This window comes from Longimicrobiaceae bacterium, assembly GCA_035936415.1.
Taxonomy (GTDB): Bacteria; Gemmatimonadota; Gemmatimonadetes; order Longimicrobiales; family Longimicrobiaceae; genus JAFAYN01.
In genome coordinates, this window is sequence record DASYWD010000014.1 from 12,189 (window position 1) to 34,049 (window position 21,861).

Consider the following 21,861-nt stretch of genomic DNA (forward strand, 5'->3'; position numbering starts at 1 on the left):
AAGCGGGAGAGGGGTGAACGGCAACTGCAGTTCGGCACCCGTGCGGAGAGGACCGCCACACTAGAATGCCACGGCCACCCTCATCCCGGGTGACAATCTATTCCCGGATCGCGGCCGGCCCGAGCAGCTCCAGGATCTCCTCCAGCTCCGTCCGTAGCGACCGCACGAACGACTCCTCCAGCGCGCGGCCGGAGCTGGCGCCGACGTCGCCGGAGGAGCGCAGCTCGTCGATCTTCCGGCGCGCGCCCTCGATGGTGTAGCCCTCCTCGTGCACCAGGCGGCGGATCAGGGCGATCAGCTCCAGGTCGCGCGCCCGGTAGACGCGGTTGCCCTGCCGGTTCTTCGCGGGGGAGAAGGCGTCGAACTGCGTCTCCCAGTAGCGCAGCACGTGCGGCTTCAGCGCCAGCAGCTCGCACACCTCGCCGATGGAGTAGAACTCCCGCTGTGGAGCGCGGCGCTTCACCCCCAGTGCTCCGGCTTCGGCTCGCGCAGCATCAGCCCGGTCACCGCCCGTCGCGGGTCCTGCCCCTCGAAGAGCACGGCGTGCACCGCCTCCACGATGGGCATTTCGATCCCCCGCTGGCGCGCCAGGTCGCGGGCGGAGCGCGCGGTGCGGACCCCCTCCGCCACCTCCGTCATCCCGGCCAGGATCTCGTCCAGATTCCTCCCCTTCCCCAGCTCGACCCCCACGGAGCGGTTGCGCGACAGGGCCCCGGTGCAGGTGAGGATCAGGTCGCCCATCCCGGCGAGCCCGGAGAAGGTCTGCGGGTTCGCGCCCAGGGCCACGCCCAGGCGCGTGATCTCCGCGAGGCCGCGGGTGATGAGCGCGGCACGGGTGTTGTTCCCGAAGCCCAGCCCCTCCACCGCGCCGGCGGCGATGGCGATCACGTTCTTGAGCGCCCCCCCGATCTCGACCCCCGGCACGTCGCTGCTGGTGTAGACGCGGAAGTACTCCGTCTGGAAGAGCTCCTGCGCGCGCTTCGCCGAGCGCGCGGAGCGCGAAGCGATGGTCACCGCGGTCGGCTGCCCCAGCCCGACCTCCAGCGCGAAGCTGGGGCCGGACAGGTAGGTGGCGCACAGCGCGGCCTCGCGCGGGAGCACGTCCTCCAGCACCGCGTCCATCGTCTCCAGCGTCTCCACCTCGATCCCCTTGGAGGCGCTCACCACCAGGGCGTCCGGACGCATCGAGCGCCCCGCCTCCGCCATCACCGGCCGCACCACGTGCGAGGGGCTGACGGAGACCACCACCCCGGCCCCGTCCACCGCCTCGGGCATGTGCGCGGTGGCGCGCAGCCGGGGGTCCAGCGCCACCTCGGAGAGGTACCGGGGGTTGCGGTGGTCGCGCTCGATGGCCTCGGCCACGTCCGCCTCGTGCGACCAGAGGATCGTGGGGATCCCCTTGCGCGCGAGGACGTTGGCCAGCGCGGTCCCCCAGCTCCCCGCCCCCACCACCGCCACGCGCTCGCTCATGGCTCGTCCTCCGCGTCGGCGACCGCGGCGGCCGCGGCGACGGTGGTCTCGGCCGGGTGCTCCGCGACCGTCTTCTTCCCGAAGCGGTGCTCCTCGCCGCGCAGGATCCGCCCCACGTTCGCCCGGTGCGAATACACGATGAACGCCGCCACCGCCGTGCCCAGCACCAGGACCTCGGTGCGGTCCTGCCGGAGCCAGAGCAGCGGGACCACCGTGAGCGCCGCCAGGACCGAGGCGAGCGAGACCATCCGCCCCACCAGGAGCGCGGCCAGCCACACCAGGAACGCGCCCCCCACCGCCGCCGGCGCCAGCGCGAGGAAGACCCCGGCGCCCGTAGCCACGCCCTTGCCGCCCCGGAAGCGCATGTAGATGGAGAAGACGTGCCCCACGATGGCGGCGGCACCGTACGCCAGCGCCCAGCGCCAGTCCGCGGACGCGTCCCAACGCGGGAAGAACCAGGCGGGGAAAAAGCCCTTGAGCACGTCGAAGAGCATGACCGGCGCGGCCACCTTCGGGCCGAGGACGCGGAAGGTGTTGGTGGCGCCCAGGTTCCCGCTCCCGTGCTCCCGCAGGTCGATCCCGCGCGCCCAGCGCCCCGCCAGGTAGCTGGCCGGGATGGAGCCCAGGAGGTAGCTGCCGGCGAGGAGGAGCCAGGGGCTCATTCCTCCTCCCGACCGCGGCGGCGAAGGGTGATGCGGAGCGGGACGCCCATGAATCCCCAGGCGGCCCGGAAGCCGTTGGTCAGGTAGCGCTGGTAGCTCTCGGGCACGGCCTCCGGGAGGTTGCTGAAGAGCACGAAGTGGGGCGGGCGCACCGAGGCCTGCGTGGCGTACAGGAACTTCACCGGGTGTCCGGCGTGCGCGGGCGGCCGGGCGCGGGCCACCAGCTCGCGGAGCGTGTCGTTGACCTCGTGCGTGGCAATGCGGCGGTTCCGCTGCTCCTCCACCTCCAGGATCATGGGGAGCACCCGCTGCACGCGCTGGCCCGAGACCGCGCTGGTGAAGACCACCGGGACCCACTTGAGGAAGGGCGCGCGATCGTGCAGCTCCTTCTCGAAGTTCGGGGCCGTCATCGTCTCCTTCTCCACCAGGTCCCACTTGTTGGCGACGATGATGAGCCCGCAGCCGGCGTTCCACGCCTTCTCGGCGATCTTGAGGTCCTGCACGGCCACGCCCTCGGTGGCGTCGATGAGGAGAAGGCAGACGTCCGCGCGCTCGATCGCCCGCTCCGTGCGGATGGTGCTGTAGAACTCCACCCCCTCCTCCACCCGGGCCTGGCGCCGGAGCCCCGCCGTGTCCACGAACACCATCTTCTGCCCGTGGAACTGCAGCGGGGTATCGATGGCGTCGCGGGTGGTCCCCGCCACGTCGGAGACCACCAGCCGCTCCTCGCCCAGGAGGCGGTTGACGAAGCTGGACTTCCCCACGTTGGGCTTGCCGATCACGGCGACCCGGAGGGCGTCCTCCTCCTCCTCCTCGCCCGCCTCCGGGAGGAGCGCGACGATGGCGTCCAGCACGTCGCCGCTCCCCTTGCCGCTGAGGCTGCTCACGGGCTGCGGCTCGCCCAGGCCCACGTCCCAGAACTCGTGGTGCGCCAGGGCGTTGGGGGCGCCCAGGTTGTCCACCTTGTTGACCACGAGCAGCGCCGGCCGCTGGGTGCGGCGCAGGTACTCGGCCACCTCGTAGTCCAGCGGGTGCGGGCCCGCCTTGCCGTCCACGAGCTGCACGACCACGTCGGCTTCGTCGATGGCGGTGAGCACCTGCTGGCGGATGAGCCGGTCCATGGGCTCGTCCGAGTTCTCCACCATCCCCCCGGTGTCCACCAGATAGAACTGCCGGCCGTTCCACTCCGTCCGCGCGAAGTTGCGGTCGCGGGTGACGCCCGGGTGGTCCTCCACGATGGCGAGCCGCTGCCCGAGGATGCGGTTGAAGAAGGTGGACTTGCCGACGTTCGGCCGGCCGACGACGGCAACGACGGGGAGCTTCAAGGACGGATCCGGGTCGCGATGGACGGAGCGGCGCACCGGGGGCCCCGGGCGCGCGGGCGAACATAGACGCCCTCCCCGGCCCCGTCAACCGCGCGGCGGCCCGCCTGGGCGCGGGGAGGAGGCGTCCCGTCAGGCCATCTCCGCCCCGCACGACGCGCAGCCCTCGGCGCCCGGCTCGTACGCCTCGCCGCACGAGGGGCAGGCGAACACCACCTCCCCCTCCGTGTCCATGTGGTCGCGGATGATGTCCAGCGCCGCCCCGTACTCCCACACCGGGACCATGAGGCGGACGATGCTCAGCTCGCCCATGTCCACCGGGTACATGTGGTCCTTCTGGGAGAAGATCTGCGCGTCGATCCCCTCCGCCCGCAGGTTCTCGCGGACGAGGTGCGCCTCGATCTCGCCGGTGGTGCTGTACACCTGCGCCCACCCCTCGATCATGCGCACCGTGCGGTGCTCCTCGCAGAGGAAGGCGTCGTTGTCGCCGGAGCGGCAGCGGTCGCAGACGGCGCGCCCGCAGATGACGCAGCGGCCCTCGGCGGTGCGCTCGGGGTGCGCGGCGCACGCCGTGGGCTGCCGGAGCGTCCCGCAGGCCGGGCACGCGTCCGCGTCCGGTACCGCGTCCTCGTACTCGGTCTCGCACCGCTCGCAGCGGAACGGCTGGCCCGGCGTCGGCCCGGGGGCCGGGCCGGCGGGGAGGATGTCGGTCTGGTCGGCGTCGCGGCTCGGAGTCTCAGGCATGTCGGAAACGGCTCGGTTGGGGGATCGGCGGACGGGGCGCGAATTCGCAAGAAGCGTGCGCCCTGCGAGCGGGCCGCGCGAAGAAAAAGAAAAGGGGCGGCTCCGCGGAGCCGCCCCCTTTCCGTCCCGCCCCCGCGCGGTCAGCGCGCGACGGTGTAGCTGAAGCTGGTGACCGGCTGCCCCGCCGGGAGCGGCACCTGGAACGGCGTGCTCTGCCCCTTGGCCGGCGCGGCGACGGTGGCCGTCTGCGTCCCCACCTGGCCGTTGGGGCCGAAGAAGGTGAAGTTCAGCCTCACCTGCTGCCCGGCGGTGGCGCGGTTGCCGATCACGCGTCCGGTGAGCTGTGCCTGTCCGCCCTCCGTGCCCTCGAAGCGGATCTCGTCCACGAACACCGGGAGCGCCTCCACCTCCTCCAGCGTGCGCAGCGCCTGGTTCTGGATCTCGCGCTGGCGGGCGGTGTTGTTGGCCCGCTGGGCCGCCTCGGCCTGCCCCTTGTACGCGTTGAAGAGGATGATCCGGGCGTTCTCGTTCAGCGGATCGATCTGCACCACCCGTGTCGCGATGGGGACCAGGTCGTCCCAGCGCTCCTGCTTGTAGAGCGCCAGCGCCAGGTTGTACCAGGCGTCGCGGTTGTTCGGGTCGATCGTGGTGAGGTGCCGGAAGACCTCGACCGCGGGGTCGAACTGGTTCGCCGCGAACTGCCGCGCGCCCACGCTCAGCAGCCCGGCCATGGCGTTCTGGCGGGTCTCCGCCCGGGTCGCCATCTCCTCGGCGGAGGTGTCGGCGGGCATCCGGTCCACGATGGTGATCGCCTGGCGGTACGCGTTGATCGCCGCGGGGAAGTCGCCGCGCTGCGAGTACACGACGCCAAGGTTGTAGTGGGCGTCCGGGCGCCCCTCGAAGAGCGCGTTGGCGCGCTGCCAGCTCGCCAGGGCCGTGGCGGTGTCACCCGCCTGGTAGGCCTCCAGGCCGGCCTGGAAGGCGGTGGCCCAGCCGCGCTCGCGCTCGGGGGCGATCTCCGCCCCGAAGGCGGAGCAGAGCTGCTCTGCGCGGTCGAACGCCTGGTCGGCCGCCTCGAAGTTGCCGGCCGCGATCGCGGCCTGCCCCAGCAGGAACTGGTGCTGCGGGTTCCCGGGCTCCGCCGTCGCGGCGGCCTGCGCACCGGCGAAAGCCTCGTCCGCGCGGCCCAGGAGCAGGCTGCGCTGGGCCGTCACCGCCGCAGCGCTGGGGGTGACGGGCACGCCCTCGGCGCAGGCGACGCTCGGGAACGAGGCCGAGCCCCCGGCCCCCGCGCCCGTCCCGGCCGCCGCGCAGGCGCCCGCGACCGCGGAGGCGCCAAGGGCGACGAACAGTCGACGATCGAATCTCATTGCATTCCTCCGGTGATGGTGGCCGGCCCCCTGCGGGCCGGGTTTTCTCCGAGCTCTCGGGCGGATCAGCGCTCCGACGCCACCCCCTCGGACAGCATCGCGCGGTACGCCGCAAGCGGCGTCATGCCGAGCCGCTCCGCGGCCCGCACCACGTCCTCGAACTCGGGCTTCGCGCGCTCCCCGCCGCCAGGGAGGGAAGAGCGCTTGACGCGGACCGGCTGGCCGCGCCACTCGACGGTCTCCTCGCGGCGGGCGAGCGTCTCCCGCCGGACCGGCCAGAACCGCACGCCGATGGAGGACCCCGCGTGGAAGAGGGCGCCCCGCACCACGTCGAGCAGCGCGGGCGCCGCCAGTGCCTCCACCCGGATCCCCGGACGCCCCTTCTTCATCAGCGTGGGCGTCGCGGTGCAGTCCAGAGCGCCCGCGGCGAGCACCGCCTCGATCAGCGGCGGGACGTACTCCGGCGAAAGGTCGTCCACGTCGCACTGCACGACCACGACCTCTCCCTCCCCTCCCCCGCCGGCCCGGATCGCCACCAGGCGCAGGCAGTTGGGGCGGTCCCTGGGGTCGCGCGTCCCCGCCCCGAACCCGGTCGCCTCGGCGACGAAGGTCGTGGGAGGCGCCGCGCCCCCGGTGAACGCCCGCAGCAGCGCGGCACCCGTGGGGGTGGTGCACTCGCCCTCGAACTCGGGGTCGCGCACGGGGATCCCCTCCAGAAGCTTGAGCACGGCCGGCGGGGGGACGGGGAAGTTCCCGTGCGCCATCTCCGCCCACCCGCGCCCCAGCGCCGCCGGCCGGGTGTAGAACTCGGTGAACCCCAGCTCCGCCGCGCCGGCCACGGAGGCCAGCACGTCGATGATGGCGTCCAGCGCCCCCACCTCGTGGAAGTGCACGCGCTCCCGGGTCGTCCCGTGCACTTCTGCCTCAGCCTCCGCAAGAAGCGTGAACGCGTGAATCGCGCGCTCCTTCACCTCCGCGGAGACCGCCGTCCCCTCGATGATCCGCACCACGTGCGAGAGGTGGCGGTGGGCGTGCTCGTGCGGCAGTTCCAGGATCAGCCGCTGGGATGCGATCCCCTTCCGCATCACCCGTTCCGCGTCCACGCGGACCTCGGCCAGCTCCAGGGCGCGCACGAAGTCCTGGAGCCACGCGAGCGGGAGCCCCAGGTCCAGCAGGGCGGCAATGGTCATGTCGCCGCTGATCCCGGCGAAGGGATCGAAGATCAGACCGCGCAAATCAGCCTCTTCGTGTGAACGGACGGGCGCAAGATAGGCCGCGCCTGGAGAATCGTCAAACGACGCCCGTTCCGGGACCGGCCGGGAGCGTCCGGAGCACCCGCTCGCGCCCCTGGACCAGGAGCACCTTCGCCAGGTCGGGCCCGTGCTCCTCGCCGGTCAGCGCCAGCCGGAGCGGGAGGAAGATCGCCCGCCCCTTCGCCCCCGCGTCCCTGCCGCCCTCGCGGACCGCGGCGCCGAGGGCGGCCTCCTCCCACTCCGGGAGCGCTTCCAGCCGCGCGCGCACCGCCGCCAGCACGGGGCGGGCCTCCGGGTCGGCGAGCGCGCGCTCCCGCGCCTCGCGCCGCTCCCCTGCCTCCGGCGCCCAGAAGTGCTCCAGCTCCGCGTCGGCCTCGCCGAGCACCGAGATCCGCTCCCGCAGCGCCGCCGCCACTCTCGGCAGGTCGCCCTCCGCCACGGGGAAGCGCTCCCGGTCCACGAAGGGCGCCAGCGCGCGCGCCAGCTCCGGGACCGGCATCCCCTGCAGGTAGCGCGACGAGAGCCAGCGCAACTTGTCGCGGTCGAAGACGGCGTCGCTCGCGCCGACCCGCTCCAGCGCCACCTCCTGCACCAGCCGCTCCCGCGGCAGCTTCTCCTCGCCCGAGGGGGAGGACCACGCCAGGAGCGACAGGTAGTTGAACAGCGCCTCCGGGAGGTACCCCTGCCGGCGGTGCTCGGCCACGGAGGTGGCGCCGTGCCGCTTGGAGAGCTTCTGCCGGTCCGGTCCCAGGATCAGCGGGACGTGCGCGAACGCGGGCGGCTCCCACCCGAAGGCGCGGTACAGCAGGAGCTGCTTGGGGGTGTTCACCAGGTGGTCGCTGCCGCGCACCACGTGCGTGATCCGCATGAGCGCGTCGTCCACGGCCGCCGCGAAGTTGTAGGTGGGGACGCCGCCGGAGCGGAGGAGGACGAAGTCCTCCACGTGCTCGCTGGCGAAGCTCACCCGGCCCCGCACCGCGTCCTCCACCACCACCTCCTCCCCCTCCGGCACCCGGAAGCGGACCGCCGCCCCCTCCGGCGGCTCCACGGGCGAGAGCGTCCCCGCGCACTCGCAGCGCTCCCGCCCGTGCCCCGGCCCCTCCGCCTCCGACGGCCCGCAGACGCACCAGTACGCCCGTCCCTCCGCGAGCAGCCGCTCCGCGTGCTCCCGGTACACCGCCGTCCGCTCGCTCTGCCGGTACGGCCCGTGCGGCCCGCCCACGTCCGGCCCCTCGTCCCAGTCCAGCCCCAGCCAGCGCAGGTCGTCCAGCAGCGCCGCCTCCGCCCCGGGGACGTTGCGCTCCCGGTCGGTGTCCTCGATGCGCAGCACGAAGCTCCCGCCGTGGTGCCGCGCCAGGAGCCAGTTGAGGATGGCCGTGCGCGCGCCGCCGACGTGGAGGTGGCCGGTGGGGCTGGGGGCGAAGCGGGTGCGGATCATCAGTGCCTGAACAGCCTGCGCCCGGTGAACACCATCGCGATCCCGTGCTCGTCCGCGGCCGCGACCACCTCCTCGTCCCGCACCGAGCCGCCCGGCTGGATCACGGCGCGGATCCCCGCGCCCGCCGCGGCGTCCACGCCGTCGCGGAAGGGGAAGAAGGCGTCCGACGCCAGGGCGGCGCCCCGGAGGTCGAAGCCGGCGTCCTGCGCCTTGAGCACGGCGATGCGGGAGGAGTCCACCCGGCTCATCTGCCCGGCGCCGATCCCCAGCGCCATCCCGCCGCGGGCCAGGAGGATGGCGTTGGACTTCACCGTCGCCACGGCGCGCCAGGCGAAGCGCAGGTCGTGCATCTCCCCGCCCGTGGGCGCGCGGCGGGTGACGACGCGCCAGCCCTCCTCGGCGAAGCGCATGGACAGGCGGTCCTGCACCACGAAGCCGCCGCGGACGCGCTTGAAGTCCAGCTCCCCCTCGCCGCCCCGGTCGGTGGGGAGCTCGATCAGGCGCAGGTTCTTCTTCTCGCGCAGCAGCTCCAGCGCGCGGGGGTGGAAGCCCGGCGCGACGATGGCCTCCACGAAGTTCGGGCGCAGCAGCACCGCGGCCTCTTCAGTCACCTCGCCGTTGAAGGCGATCACGGAGCCGAAGGCGCTGGTCGGATCCGTGGAGAGCGCCTTCCGGTACGCTTCCGCGGCGTGGGCGCCCACCGCGATCCCGCAGGGGGTGGTGTGCTTGATGATGGCGCACGCCGCCAGGTCGTCCCCCGCCCACGCGGAGACCGCGAGCACTGCGGCGTCCACGTCCAGCAGGTTGTTGAAGGACAGCTCCTTGCCGTGAAGCTGCCGCATCCGCGGGAGCCCCCCCGCGGCCTCCCCCTCCGCGTAGAAGGCCGCGCGCTGGTCCGGGTTCTCGCCGTACCGCAGGTCCTGCACCTTCGTGAGCGAGACGCCCAGCTCGCGCGGGAAGGCCTCCACTCCGGGGCTCGGCTCCGCCCCCGCCGCGTCGCCGCCGCGGAGCCGCTCCACCAGGTACGCGGCGATGGCGGCGTCGTACGACGAGGTGTGCGCGTACACCTTCGCCGCCAGCTCCCGCCGGAGGGGCAGCGTCTCTACCGGCGGGGCGTCCAGCGCGCCGAGCACCCGCCCGTAGTCCGCGGAGTCCGCCACCACCCAGACGCTCTCGTGGTTCTTGGCCGCGGAGCGCAGCATCGAGGGCCCGCCGATGTCGATGTTCTCGATGGCCTCGTCCACCGTGACGCCGGGCTTCGCGACGGTCTCGCGGAAGGGGTAGAGGTTCACCGCCACCAGGTCGATCGTCCCGTACCCCTGCGCCCGCATCTCCTCCATGTCCGTCGGGTGCCCCCGCCGCGCGAGGAGGCCGCCGTGGACGGCCGGGTGCAGCGTCTTCACCCGCCCGTCCATCATCTCCGGGTGCCCGGTCACCTCGCTCACCTCCACCACCTCCAGCCCCGCATCGCGGAGGACCCGCGAGGTGCCGCCGGTGGAGAGCAGCGTCCAGCCGCGCTCCGCGAGCGCCCGCGCGAAGGGGACCAGGCCGGACTTGTCGGAAACGCTGAGAAGTGCCCTTGGCATCCTGGAAACGGAGGTACGAAGTACGGGTCGGCCGGGAGAAACGATCAGCCGTCGGCGGCTATTCCCCCGAAAACGAAGAGACCCCGGATGGACTCGTCGGCCGGGTGCGCGCGGGGCACCAGGTCGAAGGCCACGGGGTCTCCGATCGACTGCATCTGTGGTGCCTCGCCGCGGGCGAGCGCCTCCACCACCAGCGGGAGGAGCCGGTGCTCCACGGCGAGGACGCGTGCGGCCAGCGCCTCGGGGGTGTCGCCCGCGAGGACGGGAACCGGCCACTGGGCGAGGATCGCGCCGGAGTCGTACTCCTCGCTCACGCGGTGCACCGTCGCGCCGGAGATGCACGCGCCGGACTCGATCACCGCGCGGTGCACCCGGATCCCGTACATCCCCGCCCCGCCGAACGCCGGGAGGAGCGCCGGGTGGACGTTGATCATCCGCCCCTCGTAGCGCTCGACCACCGCCACCGGGACGAGCTGGAGAAAGCCGGCGAGCACGACGAGGTCGGTCCGGTGCCGCTCCAGCTCCGCGAGGAGCGCGGCGGTGTACGCCTCCGCGCCCATCTCCTTCACCGAGAGCACGACGGCCGTCACCCCCGCGCGCTCCGCCCGCTCCAGCGCGCCGATCCCGGCGCGGCTCCCCACGACCAGCTCGACACGCACGTCCGGCGACTCCCCCGCGTTGAAGCGGTCCAGGAGCGACTGCAGGTTGGTCCCCCCGCCCGAGGCGAGGACCGCGACGCGCTTTGGCTCGGCCAGTTCCGTTCTCCCGTTGGGGTCGAAGCGGCGGGAAGATACGGGGGGCCTACGGGGACCGGCAAGGCATGACGTCAGCCGCCGCCGCCAGCCCCCCCGGGCAAGGTGGTACGCTTTCTCGTGGAGCGGCGCCGCCCGGCGATCGGGACCTCCTGGATCAGCACGTCGGCGCGCAGATCCAGCCCCTTCGACAGCCGCCGGATCATGGGGAGGGTCAGCGCCCTCTTCCCGGATAGGACCTCCGAGACGCGGCCGCGTGACCCGATCATGGGCTCAAGGTCGCGCTGGCGGAGGTTCTTCTGCTCCATACGAGCCCGGATCGCCTCGATCGGATCCGGAGCGTCGATGGGCCAATGCCGCCTCTCGTACGCCTCGATCAGCGTGACGAGAACGTCGAGGCGGGCGCCCTCCGGAGTGCCCGGCTCCGCGTTCATGAGAGCATCGACCTCCGACAGGGCGGCATCGTAGTCCTCCTCCGTTTGGATCGGCCGGACGGTGATTTCCATCAGATCGCCTCCGCGTCGATTTGGTCGTATTCCTCGTGCGTCCCCACGAACCGGATGTAAACGACTCGATAGGGATAGTTGATCCGTGCGATGAGCCTGTACCGGTTCCCCGCGATGTTGAAAACGACGCGACTGTTCTTCAAGATGCTCGCGTCGCCATAGGTGGCTTTCACGTCGGCTGGGCTCGCCCAGTCCGCAGCTTCGACCGTGCTGTGCCACACGAGGAGCGGCATCCTCGCGGCGGCACCCCGCGGATGCGTCTCCCAGAACTGGCGCAGGGTCCGTTTGGCGATGATCCGCATACCGGAAAATAACCTGGTCCCACCATGGGAGCAAGGCTGCCGGACGGATACACGAAGGGCGGCCTCCGTGGAGACCGCCCCGCACCGAGATCCCTGCGGCCGCGTCTCAACCGAACGAGCTGCCCCCGTAGTGCGGCACCAGGAACGGGTTCGCCGCCCGCTCGAAGCCCACCGTGGTCTCCGGCCCGTGGCCGGAGTACAGCGTGGTCTCGTCGGGAAGGGTGAGGATCTGCTCGCGGATGGAGCGCATCAGCACCTGGAAGTCGCCGCCCGGCAGGTCCGTCCGCCCGATGGAGCCGCGGAAGACGCAGTCGCCCACCAGCGCGTACCCCTCCCCCACCAGCGTCACGTGCCCCGGAGCGTGCCCGGGGGTGGGGCGCACCTCCAGCTCGCACTCGCCGAAGCGCACCGGCGTCCCCGCCTCCAGGTAGCCGTCCACCGGGGGGAGCGGCTCCACCCGGACGCCGAACATCTGCGCCTGGGCGGGAGCGGCGTGGTACATCGCCTCCGCTTCGCGGTGCAGCACGATGGGGGCGCCCGTCTCCCGCTTCGCCCGCCCGACGCCGTCCACGTGGTCGAGGTGCGAGTGCGTCAGCACGATCCGCTCGACCTCCGTCCCCTGCCGCTTCGCCTCCGCCAGGGCCTCGTCCACGGCGGCGCCGGGGTCCACCAGGATCCCCTTCCCCGTGCGCGCGCAGGTCACCAGGAACATGTTCTGGCCGAAGACCCCGCCGGTGAAGGTGCGGACGGTGGCCTCGCCGCGGCCGCCCTCAGCCACGGATCGCCTCCAGCACCTCGTCCGCGCCGTGCGCCCCCGGCGCCGCGTACACGATCCGCCCGTGCGTGTCGATCAGGAAGGTGGAGCGGGCGGTCCACCCGTTCTCGCCCAGCGTCCCGTACGCCCGCGCGATCTCCTTCCCCTCGTCCACGATGAGCGGAAAGTCCAGCGAGTACTTGTCGCGGAAGTGCTCGTGGCTGGCGAGGTCCCCGTCGTTCACGCCGAAGCGCACCACGTGGGCGGCCTCGTACTCCGCCCCCTCGTCGCGCGCGGCGCACATCTGCCTGGTGCAGCCGGGGGTGTCGTCCTTCGGGTAAAACATCAGGAGGACGTTGCGCTTCCCCCGGAAGTCGTGGAGGGAGACGGTGTCGCCGTCCGTGGTCTTCGCGGTGAAGTTGGGGGCGTCCGAGCCCGCGTTCAGCAGGGTGTCCGTGGCCGACATGAGAGCTTCCTCCGGTGCGGATGGTTCTTTGGCCGTTTCAGCCGGGGAAGATGGGGAAGGAGCCGACCGATGGCAACGAATGGACCGGCAAACGCACCGCAAACGTCCTGGGGAACACCACTTGCGTCGTGAGCACCCCCCGAACGGTGGAGAAACGCACCCACAGGAGCCCGATCATGGACAACCGCGATCCGCACGCCAACGAGGACACCACCGACGCCCGCGAGCACGTAGCGAACGCGAAGGAGAACCGTGACGCGCAGGCCGCGCAGGCAGAGCGAGTCCGCGCCACCGCGCCGGACTCGGTGGACACCCCTGTCGGAGAGTCGCAGGGCTCCGGGGCGGCGCGCGACCCGGAGAACGCCGCCGCCATGCGCCGCGTGGCCGAGGACCGCGAGGCGCTGGAGGAGCAGAACCGCCGCACCGCCGCCACCGCGCCCGACGACGTCCCCATGAGGGGGCCGGACGACCGCGGAGACCGCCCGTGAGCCGCCCCAGCGACCCGCGGAACGGGGAGGAGCTGCGGAAGATCCGCGAGCAGGCCGAGCGCATCGCCGCGGACGCGCGCGACCTGGCGGAGAGCAGCCGGCCCGCCGCGCTCACCGGCGAGCGCCCGGAGCTGGTCCCCCAGGCTCCCCCCGCCCTGGACATCCGTGGGAGCGGCGCCATCCACCGCGCCGAGCAGGTGCGCGCCGCCGACGACGTGGCGACGTCCCTGCGGCAGGAGGAGCTCGCCGCGGGCCAGGCGGACGCCGCGGGCACGCTCCAGCACACCGGGCGCGAGCTCGACGAGGCCCGGGACGACCTGGAGGAAACGGAACGGCGCGCCGCGGAGGGTGCGCGGCGAGCCGGGGCGATCAGGGACGACGTGGAGCGGCTCTCGGACGACGTGTCCCGCCTGCGCGAGCAGGCGGACGAGGTACCAGAAGTCGCGGACGGCGTTCGAGGCGACAACCAGCCCCGGCAACCGGGGCGCTGACCGGGAGGTGGGGGGAGGCTCAGCAGGCGGTGCGTCTGTGTGAGCCCGCGCTCCACTCACCTCCCGCGCGAGTGGTCGGGCGAGTGCTCTGGCGAGTCCCTTCGGGTGTCGCACCGCCGGAGGAGCCTCCCCCCGCCGACCCATCGCGACAGACCCGCGGCCTACCGCCCGGCCGCCACCCCTTCGCCCACCTCCATTGCCGCCAGCTCCGGATCGGAGACCGGGAGGCTCAGCGTGAAGGTGCTCCCCTCGCCGGGCGTGGACGCCACGTCGAGCGAGCCCCCCAGCAGCTCCGCGAGCCTCCGGGAGATCGGGAGCCCGAGCCCGGTGCCCTGCGTGTTCTGCCCGTTTTCGAGCTGCACGAACTCGTCGAAGATCTTCTCCTGGTCGTCCAGGGCGATCCCCTCGCCCACGTCGATCACCTCCACCAGCAGCCCCCCGTCGTCGCGCCTGCCGGACACCACCCGCACCGGCTTCCCGCCGCCGAACTTGATGGCGTTGGAGAGCAGGTTCAGCACGATCTGCCGCACCCGCCGCGCATCCGAGACGATGCTGAACGGCTCGCTCCGGGACTCCAGCGACAGCTCGACCCCGTGCTGCTCCGCGAAGGGGGCCACGGTGACGAACAGGTCCTGGATCAACTCCGGGAAGCCCACCGACTCCAGCTGCAGCTCCATCTTCCCGGCCTCGATCTTGGAAAGGTCCAGGATGTCGTTGACCAGCTCCAGCAGGTGGTTGGCCGCCTTGTGGGTGCGCTCGATGCTCGACACCTGCTGCTCGTTGAGCGGGCCGTAGATGTTGTCCAGGAGGAGCGAGCTGTACCCCAGGATGGCGTTGATGGGGGTGCGCAGCTCGTGGCTCATGTTGGCGTAGAAGCGGCTCCGGGCGCCCATCGCGCGCTCCAGCTCGATGGTGCGCCGGTTCAGCTCCTCGTTCAGGACGCGCAGCTCCTCCGTGGTGTTCGCCAGCGACACCGCCTGCGCGCGCAGCGCCTCCTCCGCGCGCCGCCGCTCCGAGATGTCGCGCAGGATCAGGGTGTGCACCCGCTCGTCCTGCACCTGCAGGCACGACGCCGAGAACTCCGCAGGGAAGCGCTCGCCGCCCGTGCGCACCCCCACTGCCTCGCGGATGGTGGAGCCGGCGGCCCGGGAGGCCGTGCGGTCGGGGGCGGTCCGTTCGCGCGGACGGTTCTCCGCCTCCAGCTCCAGGGCCGGATCGAAGAAGCGGTCGATGGGCGATCCCACCGCGTCGTCGGCGCTGCACCCGAAGACCCGCTCCGCCGCGCGGTTGAAGAGCGTGATGCGCCGGTCCTCCCCGAAGGTGACGATCGCCTCCAGCGCCGAGTCCACGATGTCCGCGTAGCGCGCCTCCGACTCCACGAGCTGCGCGCGGTGCCGGAGCTCCATCTCCCGCCGCTCCCCCTCCCGCAGCAGCTCGTCCTGCCGGCGGAGCTGCGCCCCTCTCAGGTACAGCTCCACGAAGACGGCCACCTTGGAGCGGAGAATGGTGGGGTTGAAGGGCTTGAACATGTAGTCCACCGCCCCGGCCGAGTACCCCTCGAAGACGTACTCCTCCTCCTTGCTGATGGCCGTCAGGAAGATGATGGGCGTGGCGCGCGAGCGCTCCCGCGACTTGATCAGGTGCGCCGTCTCGAAGCCGTTCATCCCGGGCATCTGCACGTCCAGGAGGATCACCGCGAAGTCGTGCAGGAGCACCTGGCGGAGCGCTTCCTCGCCCGAATTGGCCCGGACCAGCTCGTGACCCAGCGGCTGGAGGATGGCCTCCAGCGCGACCAGGTTCTCGATCCGGTCGTCCACCATCAGGATCCGTGCGGCGGCCTGCGGGGTCTCGGACATCAGCGCTTCCCACCCGGCGTGGCCGGGGGCGTCTGCAGGGTGAGGAGGCGCTCCGCGATGCGCGGCAGCGTGAGCACCTCGGCTTCCGGGACGGCGCGCAGCGCCGCCGCCGGCATCACGGCCACCTCGGCCGTGGCGGGGTCCTGCACCAGGGCGGTGCCGCCCCGGTCCACGATCCGCCGCAGGCCCCGGGCGCCGTCGTGGTTCGCGCCGGTGAGCACCACGCCCACCACGCGGGCGCCGTATGCATCGGCCGCGCTCTCGAAGGCCACGTCGATGGACGGGCGGCTGTACATCTCCGGCGCGTCGGTGGAGAGCGAGAAGTACCCGTCCTCCAGCAGCAGGTGGTAGTCCGGGGGCGCCAGGTACACCTTTCCCTGCTCGGCCGACGCCTTGTCGGTGGCCTCGTGAACCGGGAGCGGAGTGCACTCCTGCAGCACCTCGCAGAGCGCGTCCGAGTCCTTGCTGCGGTGCTGCACCACCACCAGCGCCATCCGGAAGTCCTCCGGGAGCCCCCGGAGGAGCGTGCAGACCGCATCCAGCCCCCCCGCCGACACCCCGATCATCACCAGCACAGGAGCCACCGTCACTAGGCCACCTTGCGGTAGATCTTCTCCCGCGGGTCGACCGCCTCGTAGCAGTCCTCGTACCTGGAGAACTTGAGCGACTCCTTGCTCCCCAGCGCTAGGATCCCGTACATGGGGAGGCTCTCGTAGAACAGCTCGTGCACCCGGTTCTGCAGCGAGCGGTCGAAGTAGATCATCACGTTCCGGCAGAGGATCACGTTGAACTCGCTGAACGACCGGTCCGTGACCAGGTTGTGCTGCGCGAAGACCACGTTCTCCCGCAAAGCCGGCGAGAAGAGCGCCCCGCCGTACGCCGCGGTGTAGTACTCCGAGAAGGAGCGCGTGCCGCCGCCCCGCAGGTAGTTCTGCGTGTACTCCTGCATCTTCTCCAGCGGGAAGATCCCCGCGCGCGCCTGGGCGAGCACCACTTCGTTGATGTCCGTGGCGTAGATGCGGGCCCGCTCGTACAGCCCCTCCTCCTGCAGGAGGATCGCCATGGAGTACACCTCCTCCCCCGTCGAGCACCCGGCGTGCCACACCCGGATGAAGGGGTACGTCCGGAGCAGCGGCACGACGCCGGTCCGGAACGCCTTGTAGAAGTTGGGGTCCCGGAACATGGAGGTGACGTTGACGGAAAGGTCCATCAGGAGCCTCTCCATGGCGTCCGGGTCGTGCAGCACCCGCTCCTGCAGGGCGCTCACGGTCGACAGCCCCTCCGCCCCGATCCGCTTCCACAGCCGGCGCCGCAGCGAGGCGTAGGCGTAGGAGCGGAAGTCGAAGCCGTAGTGGCGGAAGATCCCCTCCATGAGGAGCTCCACCTCGATCCTCTCCAGCTCCGCCGGGTAGCTCTCCGGCGCCGTCGGCAGGCTCGCGGACTTCATGCGCGGCTCAGGAGTACAGCCAGACGCGCAGGAGCGACAGGAGCTGCTCGGTGTCCACCGGCTTGGTGATGTAGTCCGAAGCTCCCGCCGCCAGCGTCTTCTCCCGGTCGCCCTTCATGGCCTTGGCTGTCACGGAGATGATGGGGAGCGACCGGAACTCGTCCATCCCGCGGATGGCCCGGGTGGTCTCGTAGCCGTCCATCTCCGGCATCATCACGTCCATCAGCACCAGGTCCACATCGGGGTGGGCCGCCAGCATCTCCAGCGCCTCGCGGCCGTTCTCCGCGAACACCACCTGCATCCCGTACGACTCCAGCACGCTGGTGAGCGAGAAGATGTTGCGGACGTCGTCGTCCACGATCAGCACCTTCTTCCCCTCGAAGGTGGCGTCCGTGTTGTGCAGCCGCTCCAGCATCCTCCGCTTCGGCTCCGGGAGGCGCGCCTCCACCCGGTGCAGGAAGAGCGCCGTCTCGTCCAGGAGCCGCTCCGGCGACTTCACGTCCTTGACGATGATGGTGTCGGCGTAGCGGCGGAGCTGCGTCTCCTCCGCCGCGGACAGGTCCTTCCCCGTGTAGATGATGATGGGCAGCTCCTGCACCGCGGGGTCGTTCTTGATCCGCTCCAGCAGGGTGAAGCCGCTCATCTCCGCCAGCCCCAGGTCCAGCACCATGCAGTCGAAGCGCCGCTCGGCGAGCGCCTGCAGCGCCTCCTCCGCGGAGCCCACGGCGGTGATGCTCACGTCCTCGCCCCCGCCCACCAGCTCGATGATGCTCCGCCGCTGCGTCTCGTCGTCCTCCACCACCAGCAGGTTCTTCACCGGCTCGTCGATGAAGCGCGCGATTCCGTCGAAGGCGTCGTCCAGCGCGTCCTTGCTCACCGGCTTCTCCAGGAACGACACGGCGCCCTGCCTCAGCCCCCTCTGCCGCTTCTCCGTCCCGGAGACGATGTGCACCGGGATGTGCCGCGTGGTGGAGCGGTGCTTCAGCCGGTCCAGCACCGTCCACCCGTCGATCCCCGGGAGGTCGATGTCCAGGGTGATGGCGTCCGGGTGGTACTCGTTCGCCAGCGCCAGCCCCGACTCGCCGTCCGCCGCCACGATCCCGCGGAAGCCCTTGTCGCGGGCCATGTCCAGGAGGATCCGCGCGAAGCCCAGGTCGTTCTCGATGATCAGCACCACGCGGTCGCCGTTCTCAATGACGCTCCGGTCGTCGTGCACCGGGGCCTCCGGGAGCGACGCCGCGTCGGGCCTCCGCCCCCGCGGCGCCGGAGCCGCCCCGATGCGCAGCGCCGGTACCGCCGCCGCCGCGGCGAACGGCTCCGCCGGCTGGCCCATGGGCATCATGTCGGGGCCGTCGCCCGGCTGCTCCGGGAAATCGAAGTCGGCCGGGATGAAGAGGGTGAAGGTGCTCCCCTCCCCCTCCGCGCTCTCCACCCGGATCTCGCCGCCCAGCAGGCGCGCGATTTCCCGGGAGATGGAGAGTCCCAGCCCCGTGCCGCCGTACTTGCGGCTGGTGGTGCCGTCGGCCTGCTGGAACGCTTCGAACACCAGGCGCTGCTTGTCCCTGGCGATCCCGATCCCGGTGTCGCTCACCGCGAAGGCGATCACCCGCTCCGCCTCGTCCAGCGCGGGATTGCCGAAGCGGCGGCTCCGCTCCGCCTCGCGGATGGTCAGCGCGACCCGCCCCCGCTCGGTGAACTTGAAGGCGTTGGAAAGGAGGTTCTTGAGCACCTGCTGCAGGCGCTGCCCGTCGGTGCGGACCGACTCCGGCAGCTCCGGGTCCACCTCGACCGCGAACTCGAGCCCCTTCTGCTCGGCCAGCGGCTGGAAGCTGCGCCGGACGAACTCGCGGACGTCGGCCAGCAGCACGTCGGCCGGGTTGATGTCCATCCTCCCGGCCTCGATCTTCGACAGGTCCAGCACGTCGTTGATCAGCGTGAGCAGGTCGCTCCCGGCGCCCAGGATGGTCTGGGCGTACTCCACCTGCTTCTCGGTGAGGTTCCCTTCCTTGTTCTCGGTCAGGAGCCGCGCCAGGATGAGCAGCGAGTTGAGCGGGGTGCGCAGCTCGTGGCTCATGTTCGCCAGGAACTCGCTCTTGTAGCGCGACGAGAGCGCCAGCTGCTCGGCCTTCTCCTCCAGGGCGAGGCGCGCCGCCTCCACCTCGGCGTTCTTCTGCTCCACCTTCTTGTTCTGCTCGGCGAGGAGCGCCGCCTTCTCCTCCAGCTCCTCGTTGACCTGCTGCAGCTCCTCCTGCTGCTCCTTGAGCGCCTCTTCCGAGGCCTTGAGGCTCTTGGCCTGCGCCTCCAGCTCGGCGTTCGTGCGGCGCAGCTCCTCCTGCTGCGACTGCAGCTCCTGCGACTGGCTCTGCAGCTCCTGCGTCAGGTTCTGCGACTGGAGCAGCAGCTCCTCGGTCCGCATGTTGGCGGTGATCATGTTGATCACCACGCCCACGCTCTCGGCGAGCTGGTCGAGGAAGACCTGATGGATCTGGGAGAACGGGTTGAACGACGCCAGCTCCACCACCGCCCGGACGTCGCCCTCGAAGAGGATGGGGAGGACGTAGATGCTGCGCGGCGGGGCCTCGCCCAACCCGGAGTTGATCTGGATGTAGTCGTCGGGGACGCCGGTGAGCAGGATCGGCTTCTTCTCCAGCGCGCTCTGTCCCACCAGCCCTTCGCCCAGGTGGAACCGGTTGGAGACGCTCTTCCGCGCTCGGTAGGCGTACGAGGCGACCAGCTTGAGCACGTTCTCGCGCGCGTCCCCCCCGTCGCCGTCCATGATGAAGAAGGCGCCGTGGTTCGCGCCCACCAGCGGGGTCAGCTCGGACATGATCAGGCGCGAGACCGACTCCAGGTCCTTCTGCCCCTGCATCATCCGGCTGAACTTGGCCAGGTTGGTCTTGAGCCAGTCCTGCTGCTTGTTGGTCTCCGTGGTCTCGCGGAGGTTGGCGATCATCTGGTTGATGTTGCGCTTCAGCTCGTCCAGCTCGCCGCGCGCCTCCACCGTGATCGTACGCGTCAGGTCGCCCTCGGTCACCGCGATGGCGACATCCTTGATCGCCCGGACCTGCGCCGTGAGCGAGTTCGCCATGGCGTTCACGTTCTCCGTGAGCGCCTTCCACGTCCCCGCCACGTTGGGCACTTCCGCCTGGCCGCCCAGCTTCCCTTCGGTCCCCACCTCCTTCGCCACCCGGGTCACCTCGCCCGCGAAGACGGAGAGGCGGTCCACCATGCTGTTGATGACGTCCTTGATCTGCAGGATCTCGCCGCGCACGTCCACGGTGATCTTCCGCGTCAGGTCGCCGTCCGCGATCGCCGTCGCCACCGCGGACACGTCGCGCAGCTGCACGGTGAGGTTGCCGGCCATGAAGTTGACGTTGTCCGTCAGGTCCTTCCACGTTCCCGCCACCCCCGGGACGTTGGCCTGGCCCCCCAGGACGCCCTCCGTGCCCACCTCGCGCGCCACGCGGGTCACCTCGGAGGCGAAGGAGGAGAGCTGGTCCACCATGGTGTTGATGGTGTTCTTCAGCTCCAGCATCTCGCCCTTCACGTCCACCGTGATCTTGCGCGACAGGTCGCCGCGCGCGACCGCCGTGGTCACGTCGGCGATGTTGCGGACCTGGCCGGTGAGGTTGCCGGCCATGAAGTTCACGTTGTCCGTCAGGTCCTTCCATGTGCCCGCCACGCCCGGCACGTCCGCCTGACCGCCCAGTCTCCCCTCGGTGCCCACCTCGCGGGCCACGCGGGTCACCTCGGAGGCGAAGGAGGAGAGCTGGTCCACCATCGTGTTGATGGTGCGCTTCAGCTCCAGCAGCTCACCCTTCACGTCCACCGTGATCTTCTGCGACAGGTCGCCGCGGGCGACGGCGGTGGTCACGTCGGCGATGTTGCGGACCTGGCCGGTGAGGTTGCCGGCCATGAAGTTCACGTTGTCCGTCAGGTCCTTCCACGTGCCCGCCACCCCCGGCACCTCCGCCTGCCCGCCCAGCACGCCCTCCGTGCCCACCTCGCGCGCCACGCGGGTCACTTCGGAGGCGAAGACGGAGAGCCGGTCCACCATGCTGTTGATGGTGTTCTTCAGCTCCAGCATCTCGCCCTTGACGTCGACCGTGATCTTCTGGGAGAGGTCGCCGTTCGCCACGGCGGTCGTCACCAGGGCGATGTTGCGGACCTGGCCGGTGAGGTTGCCGGCCATGAAGTTCACGTTGTCCGTCAGGTCCTTCCACGTCCCCGCCACTCCCGGCACCTCCGCCTGCCCGCCCAAGACGCCCTCGGTGCCTACCTCGCGGGCCACGCGCGTGACCTCGTCGGCGAAGACGGAGAGGCGGTCGACCATGGAGTTGATCACGTCCTTGATCTGCAGGATCTCGCCCTGCGCCTCCACCGTGATCTTGCGCGTCAGGTCGCCGTCCGCGATCGCCGTCGCCACGGCCGAGACGTCGCGCAGCTGCACGGTCAGGTTCCCCGCCAGCTGGTTCACGTTGTCCGTCAGGTCCCGCCACACCCCCGCCACTCCCTCCACCCGCGCCTGTCCCCCCAGCTCCCCCTCGGTGCCGACCTCGCGCGCCACGCGGGTCACCTCGGAGGCGAAGGAGGAGAGCTGGTCCACCATGGTGTTGATGGTGTTCTTCAGTTCCAGCATCTCGCCCTTGACGTCGACCGTGATCTTCTGGGACAGGTCGCCGTTCGCCACGGCGGTCGTCACCAGGGCGATGTTGCGGACCTGGCCGGTGAGGTTGCCGGCCATGAAGTTCACGTTGTCCGTCAGGTCCTTCCACGTCCCCGCCACCCCCGGCACCTCCGCCTGCCCGCCCAGCACGCCCTCGGTGCCTACCTCGCGGGCCACGCGCGTGACCTCGTCGGCGAAGACGGAGAGGCGGTCGACCATGGAGTTGATCACGTCCTTGATCTGCAGGATCTCGCCCTGCGCCTCCACCGTGATCTTGCGCGTCAGGTC

General features: G+C 71.2%; 20 protein-coding genes. 2 read left to right on the forward strand and 18 right to left on the reverse strand.

All coding sequences use genetic code 11. The features are described 5' to 3' along the window. Nucleotides 1-97 precede the first annotated feature (97 nt). The 14 genes from VGR37_00405 to VGR37_00470 all read right to left on the reverse strand — a co-directional run bounded on the left by VGR37_00405 (nucleotide 98) and on the right by VGR37_00470 (nucleotide 12,625). A complete protein-coding gene (locus VGR37_00405; protein HEV2145854.1) occupies nucleotides 98-463 on the reverse strand; it encodes a MerR family transcriptional regulator in 366 nt (121 codons plus the stop codon). Then, entirely contained in the window at nucleotides 460-1,470 is a 1,011-nt protein-coding gene (locus VGR37_00410) for an NAD(P)H-dependent glycerol-3-phosphate dehydrogenase (protein ID HEV2145855.1), read from the reverse strand. Before VGR37_00410 ends, VGR37_00405 begins: the two co-directional genes overlap by 4 nt. After that, nucleotides 1,467-2,132 (reverse strand): glycerol-3-phosphate 1-O-acyltransferase PlsY, encoded by a 666-nt coding sequence (plsY, locus tag VGR37_00415; protein HEV2145856.1) that lies wholly within the window; start codon nucleotides 2,130-2,132, stop codon nucleotides 1,467-1,469. The genes VGR37_00410 and plsY overlap by 4 nt, the downstream gene beginning before the upstream one ends. Further along, the gene (der, locus tag VGR37_00420; protein HEV2145857.1) at nucleotides 2,129-3,457 is read right to left on the reverse strand and encodes a ribosome biogenesis GTPase Der; all 1,329 of its coding nucleotides are present in this window, start codon (nucleotides 3,455-3,457) and stop codon (nucleotides 2,129-2,131) included. Before der ends, plsY begins: the two co-directional genes overlap by 4 nt. A 129-nt stretch (nucleotides 3,458-3,586) precedes the next feature. Continuing rightward, nucleotides 3,587-4,198 carry a DUF2007 domain-containing protein gene (locus tag VGR37_00425; protein HEV2145858.1) on the reverse strand — a complete coding sequence of 204 codons (612 nt, stop codon included), beginning with the start codon at nucleotides 4,196-4,198 and terminating at the stop codon, nucleotides 3,587-3,589. A gap of 140 nt (nucleotides 4,199-4,338) precedes the next feature. Continuing rightward, the gene (locus VGR37_00430; GenBank protein ID HEV2145859.1) at nucleotides 4,339-5,568 is read right to left on the reverse strand and encodes a tetratricopeptide repeat protein; all 1,230 of its coding nucleotides are present in this window, start codon (nucleotides 5,566-5,568) and stop codon (nucleotides 4,339-4,341) included. 65 nt (nucleotides 5,569-5,633) lie between these two features. After that, nucleotides 5,634-6,803 carry a nickel pincer cofactor biosynthesis protein LarC gene (gene larC, locus VGR37_00435; GenBank protein HEV2145860.1) on the reverse strand — a complete coding sequence of 390 codons (1,170 nt, stop codon included), beginning with the start codon at nucleotides 6,801-6,803 and terminating at the stop codon, nucleotides 5,634-5,636. Between the two features lie 55 nt (nucleotides 6,804-6,858). Further along, on the reverse strand, nucleotides 6,859-8,259 hold the full coding sequence (gltX, locus tag VGR37_00440; GenBank protein HEV2145861.1) for a glutamate--tRNA ligase: 1,401 nt from the start codon (nucleotides 8,257-8,259) through the stop codon (nucleotides 6,859-6,861). Beyond that, the gene (gene purH / locus VGR37_00445; protein HEV2145862.1) at nucleotides 8,259-9,845 is read right to left on the reverse strand and encodes a bifunctional phosphoribosylaminoimidazolecarboxamide formyltransferase/IMP cyclohydrolase; all 1,587 of its coding nucleotides are present in this window, start codon (nucleotides 9,843-9,845) and stop codon (nucleotides 8,259-8,261) included. The genes gltX and purH overlap by 1 nt, the downstream gene beginning before the upstream one ends. Nucleotides 9,846-9,889: 44 nt before the next feature. Beyond that, nucleotides 9,890-10,675 carry a phosphoribosylglycinamide formyltransferase gene (gene purN / locus VGR37_00450; GenBank protein ID HEV2145863.1) on the reverse strand — a complete coding sequence of 262 codons (786 nt, stop codon included), beginning with the start codon at nucleotides 10,673-10,675 and terminating at the stop codon, nucleotides 9,890-9,892. Then, nucleotides 10,672-11,103 (reverse strand): helix-turn-helix domain-containing protein, encoded by a 432-nt coding sequence (locus tag VGR37_00455; GenBank protein ID HEV2145864.1) that lies wholly within the window; start codon nucleotides 11,101-11,103, stop codon nucleotides 10,672-10,674. Before VGR37_00455 ends, purN begins: the two co-directional genes overlap by 4 nt. Next, nucleotides 11,103-11,405 carry a type II toxin-antitoxin system HigB family toxin gene (locus tag VGR37_00460; GenBank protein ID HEV2145865.1) on the reverse strand — a complete coding sequence of 101 codons (303 nt, stop codon included), beginning with the start codon at nucleotides 11,403-11,405 and terminating at the stop codon, nucleotides 11,103-11,105. Before VGR37_00460 ends, VGR37_00455 begins: the two co-directional genes overlap by 1 nt. Before the next feature lie 106 nt (nucleotides 11,406-11,511). Continuing rightward, nucleotides 11,512-12,183 (reverse strand): MBL fold metallo-hydrolase, encoded by a 672-nt coding sequence (locus tag VGR37_00465; GenBank protein HEV2145866.1) that lies wholly within the window; start codon nucleotides 12,181-12,183, stop codon nucleotides 11,512-11,514. Continuing rightward, nucleotides 12,176-12,625, reverse strand: a complete 450-nt coding sequence (locus tag VGR37_00470) for a peroxiredoxin (GenBank protein ID HEV2145867.1) — start codon at nucleotides 12,623-12,625, stop codon at nucleotides 12,176-12,178. Before VGR37_00470 ends, VGR37_00465 begins: the two co-directional genes overlap by 8 nt. 176 nt (nucleotides 12,626-12,801) lie before the next feature. Here VGR37_00470 and VGR37_00475 point away from each other — a divergent pair, with 176 nt between their 5' ends. Next, complete coding sequence (locus VGR37_00475; GenBank protein ID HEV2145868.1) at nucleotides 12,802-13,113, forward strand: hypothetical protein; 312 nt, start codon at nucleotides 12,802-12,804, stop codon at nucleotides 13,111-13,113. Beyond that, the gene (locus VGR37_00480; protein HEV2145869.1) at nucleotides 13,110-13,604 is read left to right on the forward strand and encodes a hypothetical protein; all 495 of its coding nucleotides are present in this window, start codon (nucleotides 13,110-13,112) and stop codon (nucleotides 13,602-13,604) included. Before VGR37_00475 ends, VGR37_00480 begins: the two co-directional genes overlap by 4 nt. Nucleotides 13,605-13,765: 161 nt before the next feature. Here the strand turns inward: VGR37_00480 and VGR37_00485 are convergent, their stop codons facing one another. From VGR37_00485 to VGR37_00500, 4 genes are all read right to left on the reverse strand, one after another. After that, nucleotides 13,766-15,460, reverse strand: a complete 1,695-nt coding sequence (locus VGR37_00485; GenBank protein ID HEV2145870.1) for an ATP-binding protein — start codon at nucleotides 15,458-15,460, stop codon at nucleotides 13,766-13,768. Beyond that, nucleotides 15,460-16,050 (reverse strand): chemotaxis protein CheB, encoded by a 591-nt coding sequence (locus VGR37_00490; GenBank protein HEV2145871.1) that lies wholly within the window; start codon nucleotides 16,048-16,050, stop codon nucleotides 15,460-15,462. Before VGR37_00490 ends, VGR37_00485 begins: the two co-directional genes overlap by 1 nt. Further along, entirely contained in the window at nucleotides 16,050-16,907 is an 858-nt protein-coding gene (locus VGR37_00495; protein HEV2145872.1) for a protein-glutamate O-methyltransferase CheR, read from the reverse strand. Before VGR37_00495 ends, VGR37_00490 begins: the two co-directional genes overlap by 1 nt. A 7-nt stretch (nucleotides 16,908-16,914) precedes the next feature. Next, nucleotides 16,915-21,861 (reverse strand): HAMP domain-containing protein (locus VGR37_00500; GenBank protein HEV2145873.1); only part of this gene is annotated, 4,947 nt, incomplete at its 5' end.

Coding starts and splice junctions, on each gene's coding strand:
- VGR37_00485 (HEV2145870.1), bottom strand. CDS start 15,460: ATGTCCGAGACCCCGCAGGCCGCCGCACGGATCCTGATGGTGGACGAC.
- VGR37_00410 (HEV2145855.1), bottom strand. CDS start 1,470: ATGAGCGAGCGCGTGGCGGTGGTGGGGGCGGGGAGCTGGGGGACCGCG.
- VGR37_00460 (HEV2145865.1), bottom strand. CDS start 11,405: ATGCGGATCATCGCCAAACGGACCCTGCGCCAGTTCTGGGAGACGCAT.
- gltX (HEV2145861.1), bottom strand. CDS start 8,259: ATGATCCGCACCCGCTTCGCCCCCAGCCCCACCGGCCACCTCCACGTC.
- VGR37_00495 (HEV2145872.1), bottom strand. CDS start 16,907: ATGAAGTCCGCGAGCCTGCCGACGGCGCCGGAGAGCTACCCGGCGGAG.
- VGR37_00430 (HEV2145859.1), bottom strand. CDS start 5,568: ATGAGATTCGATCGTCGACTGTTCGTCGCCCTTGGCGCCTCCGCGGTC.
- VGR37_00425 (HEV2145858.1), bottom strand. CDS start 4,198: ATGCCTGAGACTCCGAGCCGCGACGCCGACCAGACCGACATCCTCCCC.
- VGR37_00470 (HEV2145867.1), bottom strand. CDS start 12,625: ATGTCGGCCACGGACACCCTGCTGAACGCGGGCTCGGACGCCCCCAAC.
- VGR37_00475 (HEV2145868.1), top strand. CDS start 12,802: ATGGACAACCGCGATCCGCACGCCAACGAGGACACCACCGACGCCCGC.
- purH (HEV2145862.1), bottom strand. CDS start 9,845: ATGCCAAGGGCACTTCTCAGCGTTTCCGACAAGTCCGGCCTGGTCCCC.
- VGR37_00455 (HEV2145864.1), bottom strand. CDS start 11,103: ATGGAAATCACCGTCCGGCCGATCCAAACGGAGGAGGACTACGATGCC.
- plsY (HEV2145856.1), bottom strand. CDS start 2,132: ATGAGCCCCTGGCTCCTCCTCGCCGGCAGCTACCTCCTGGGCTCCATC.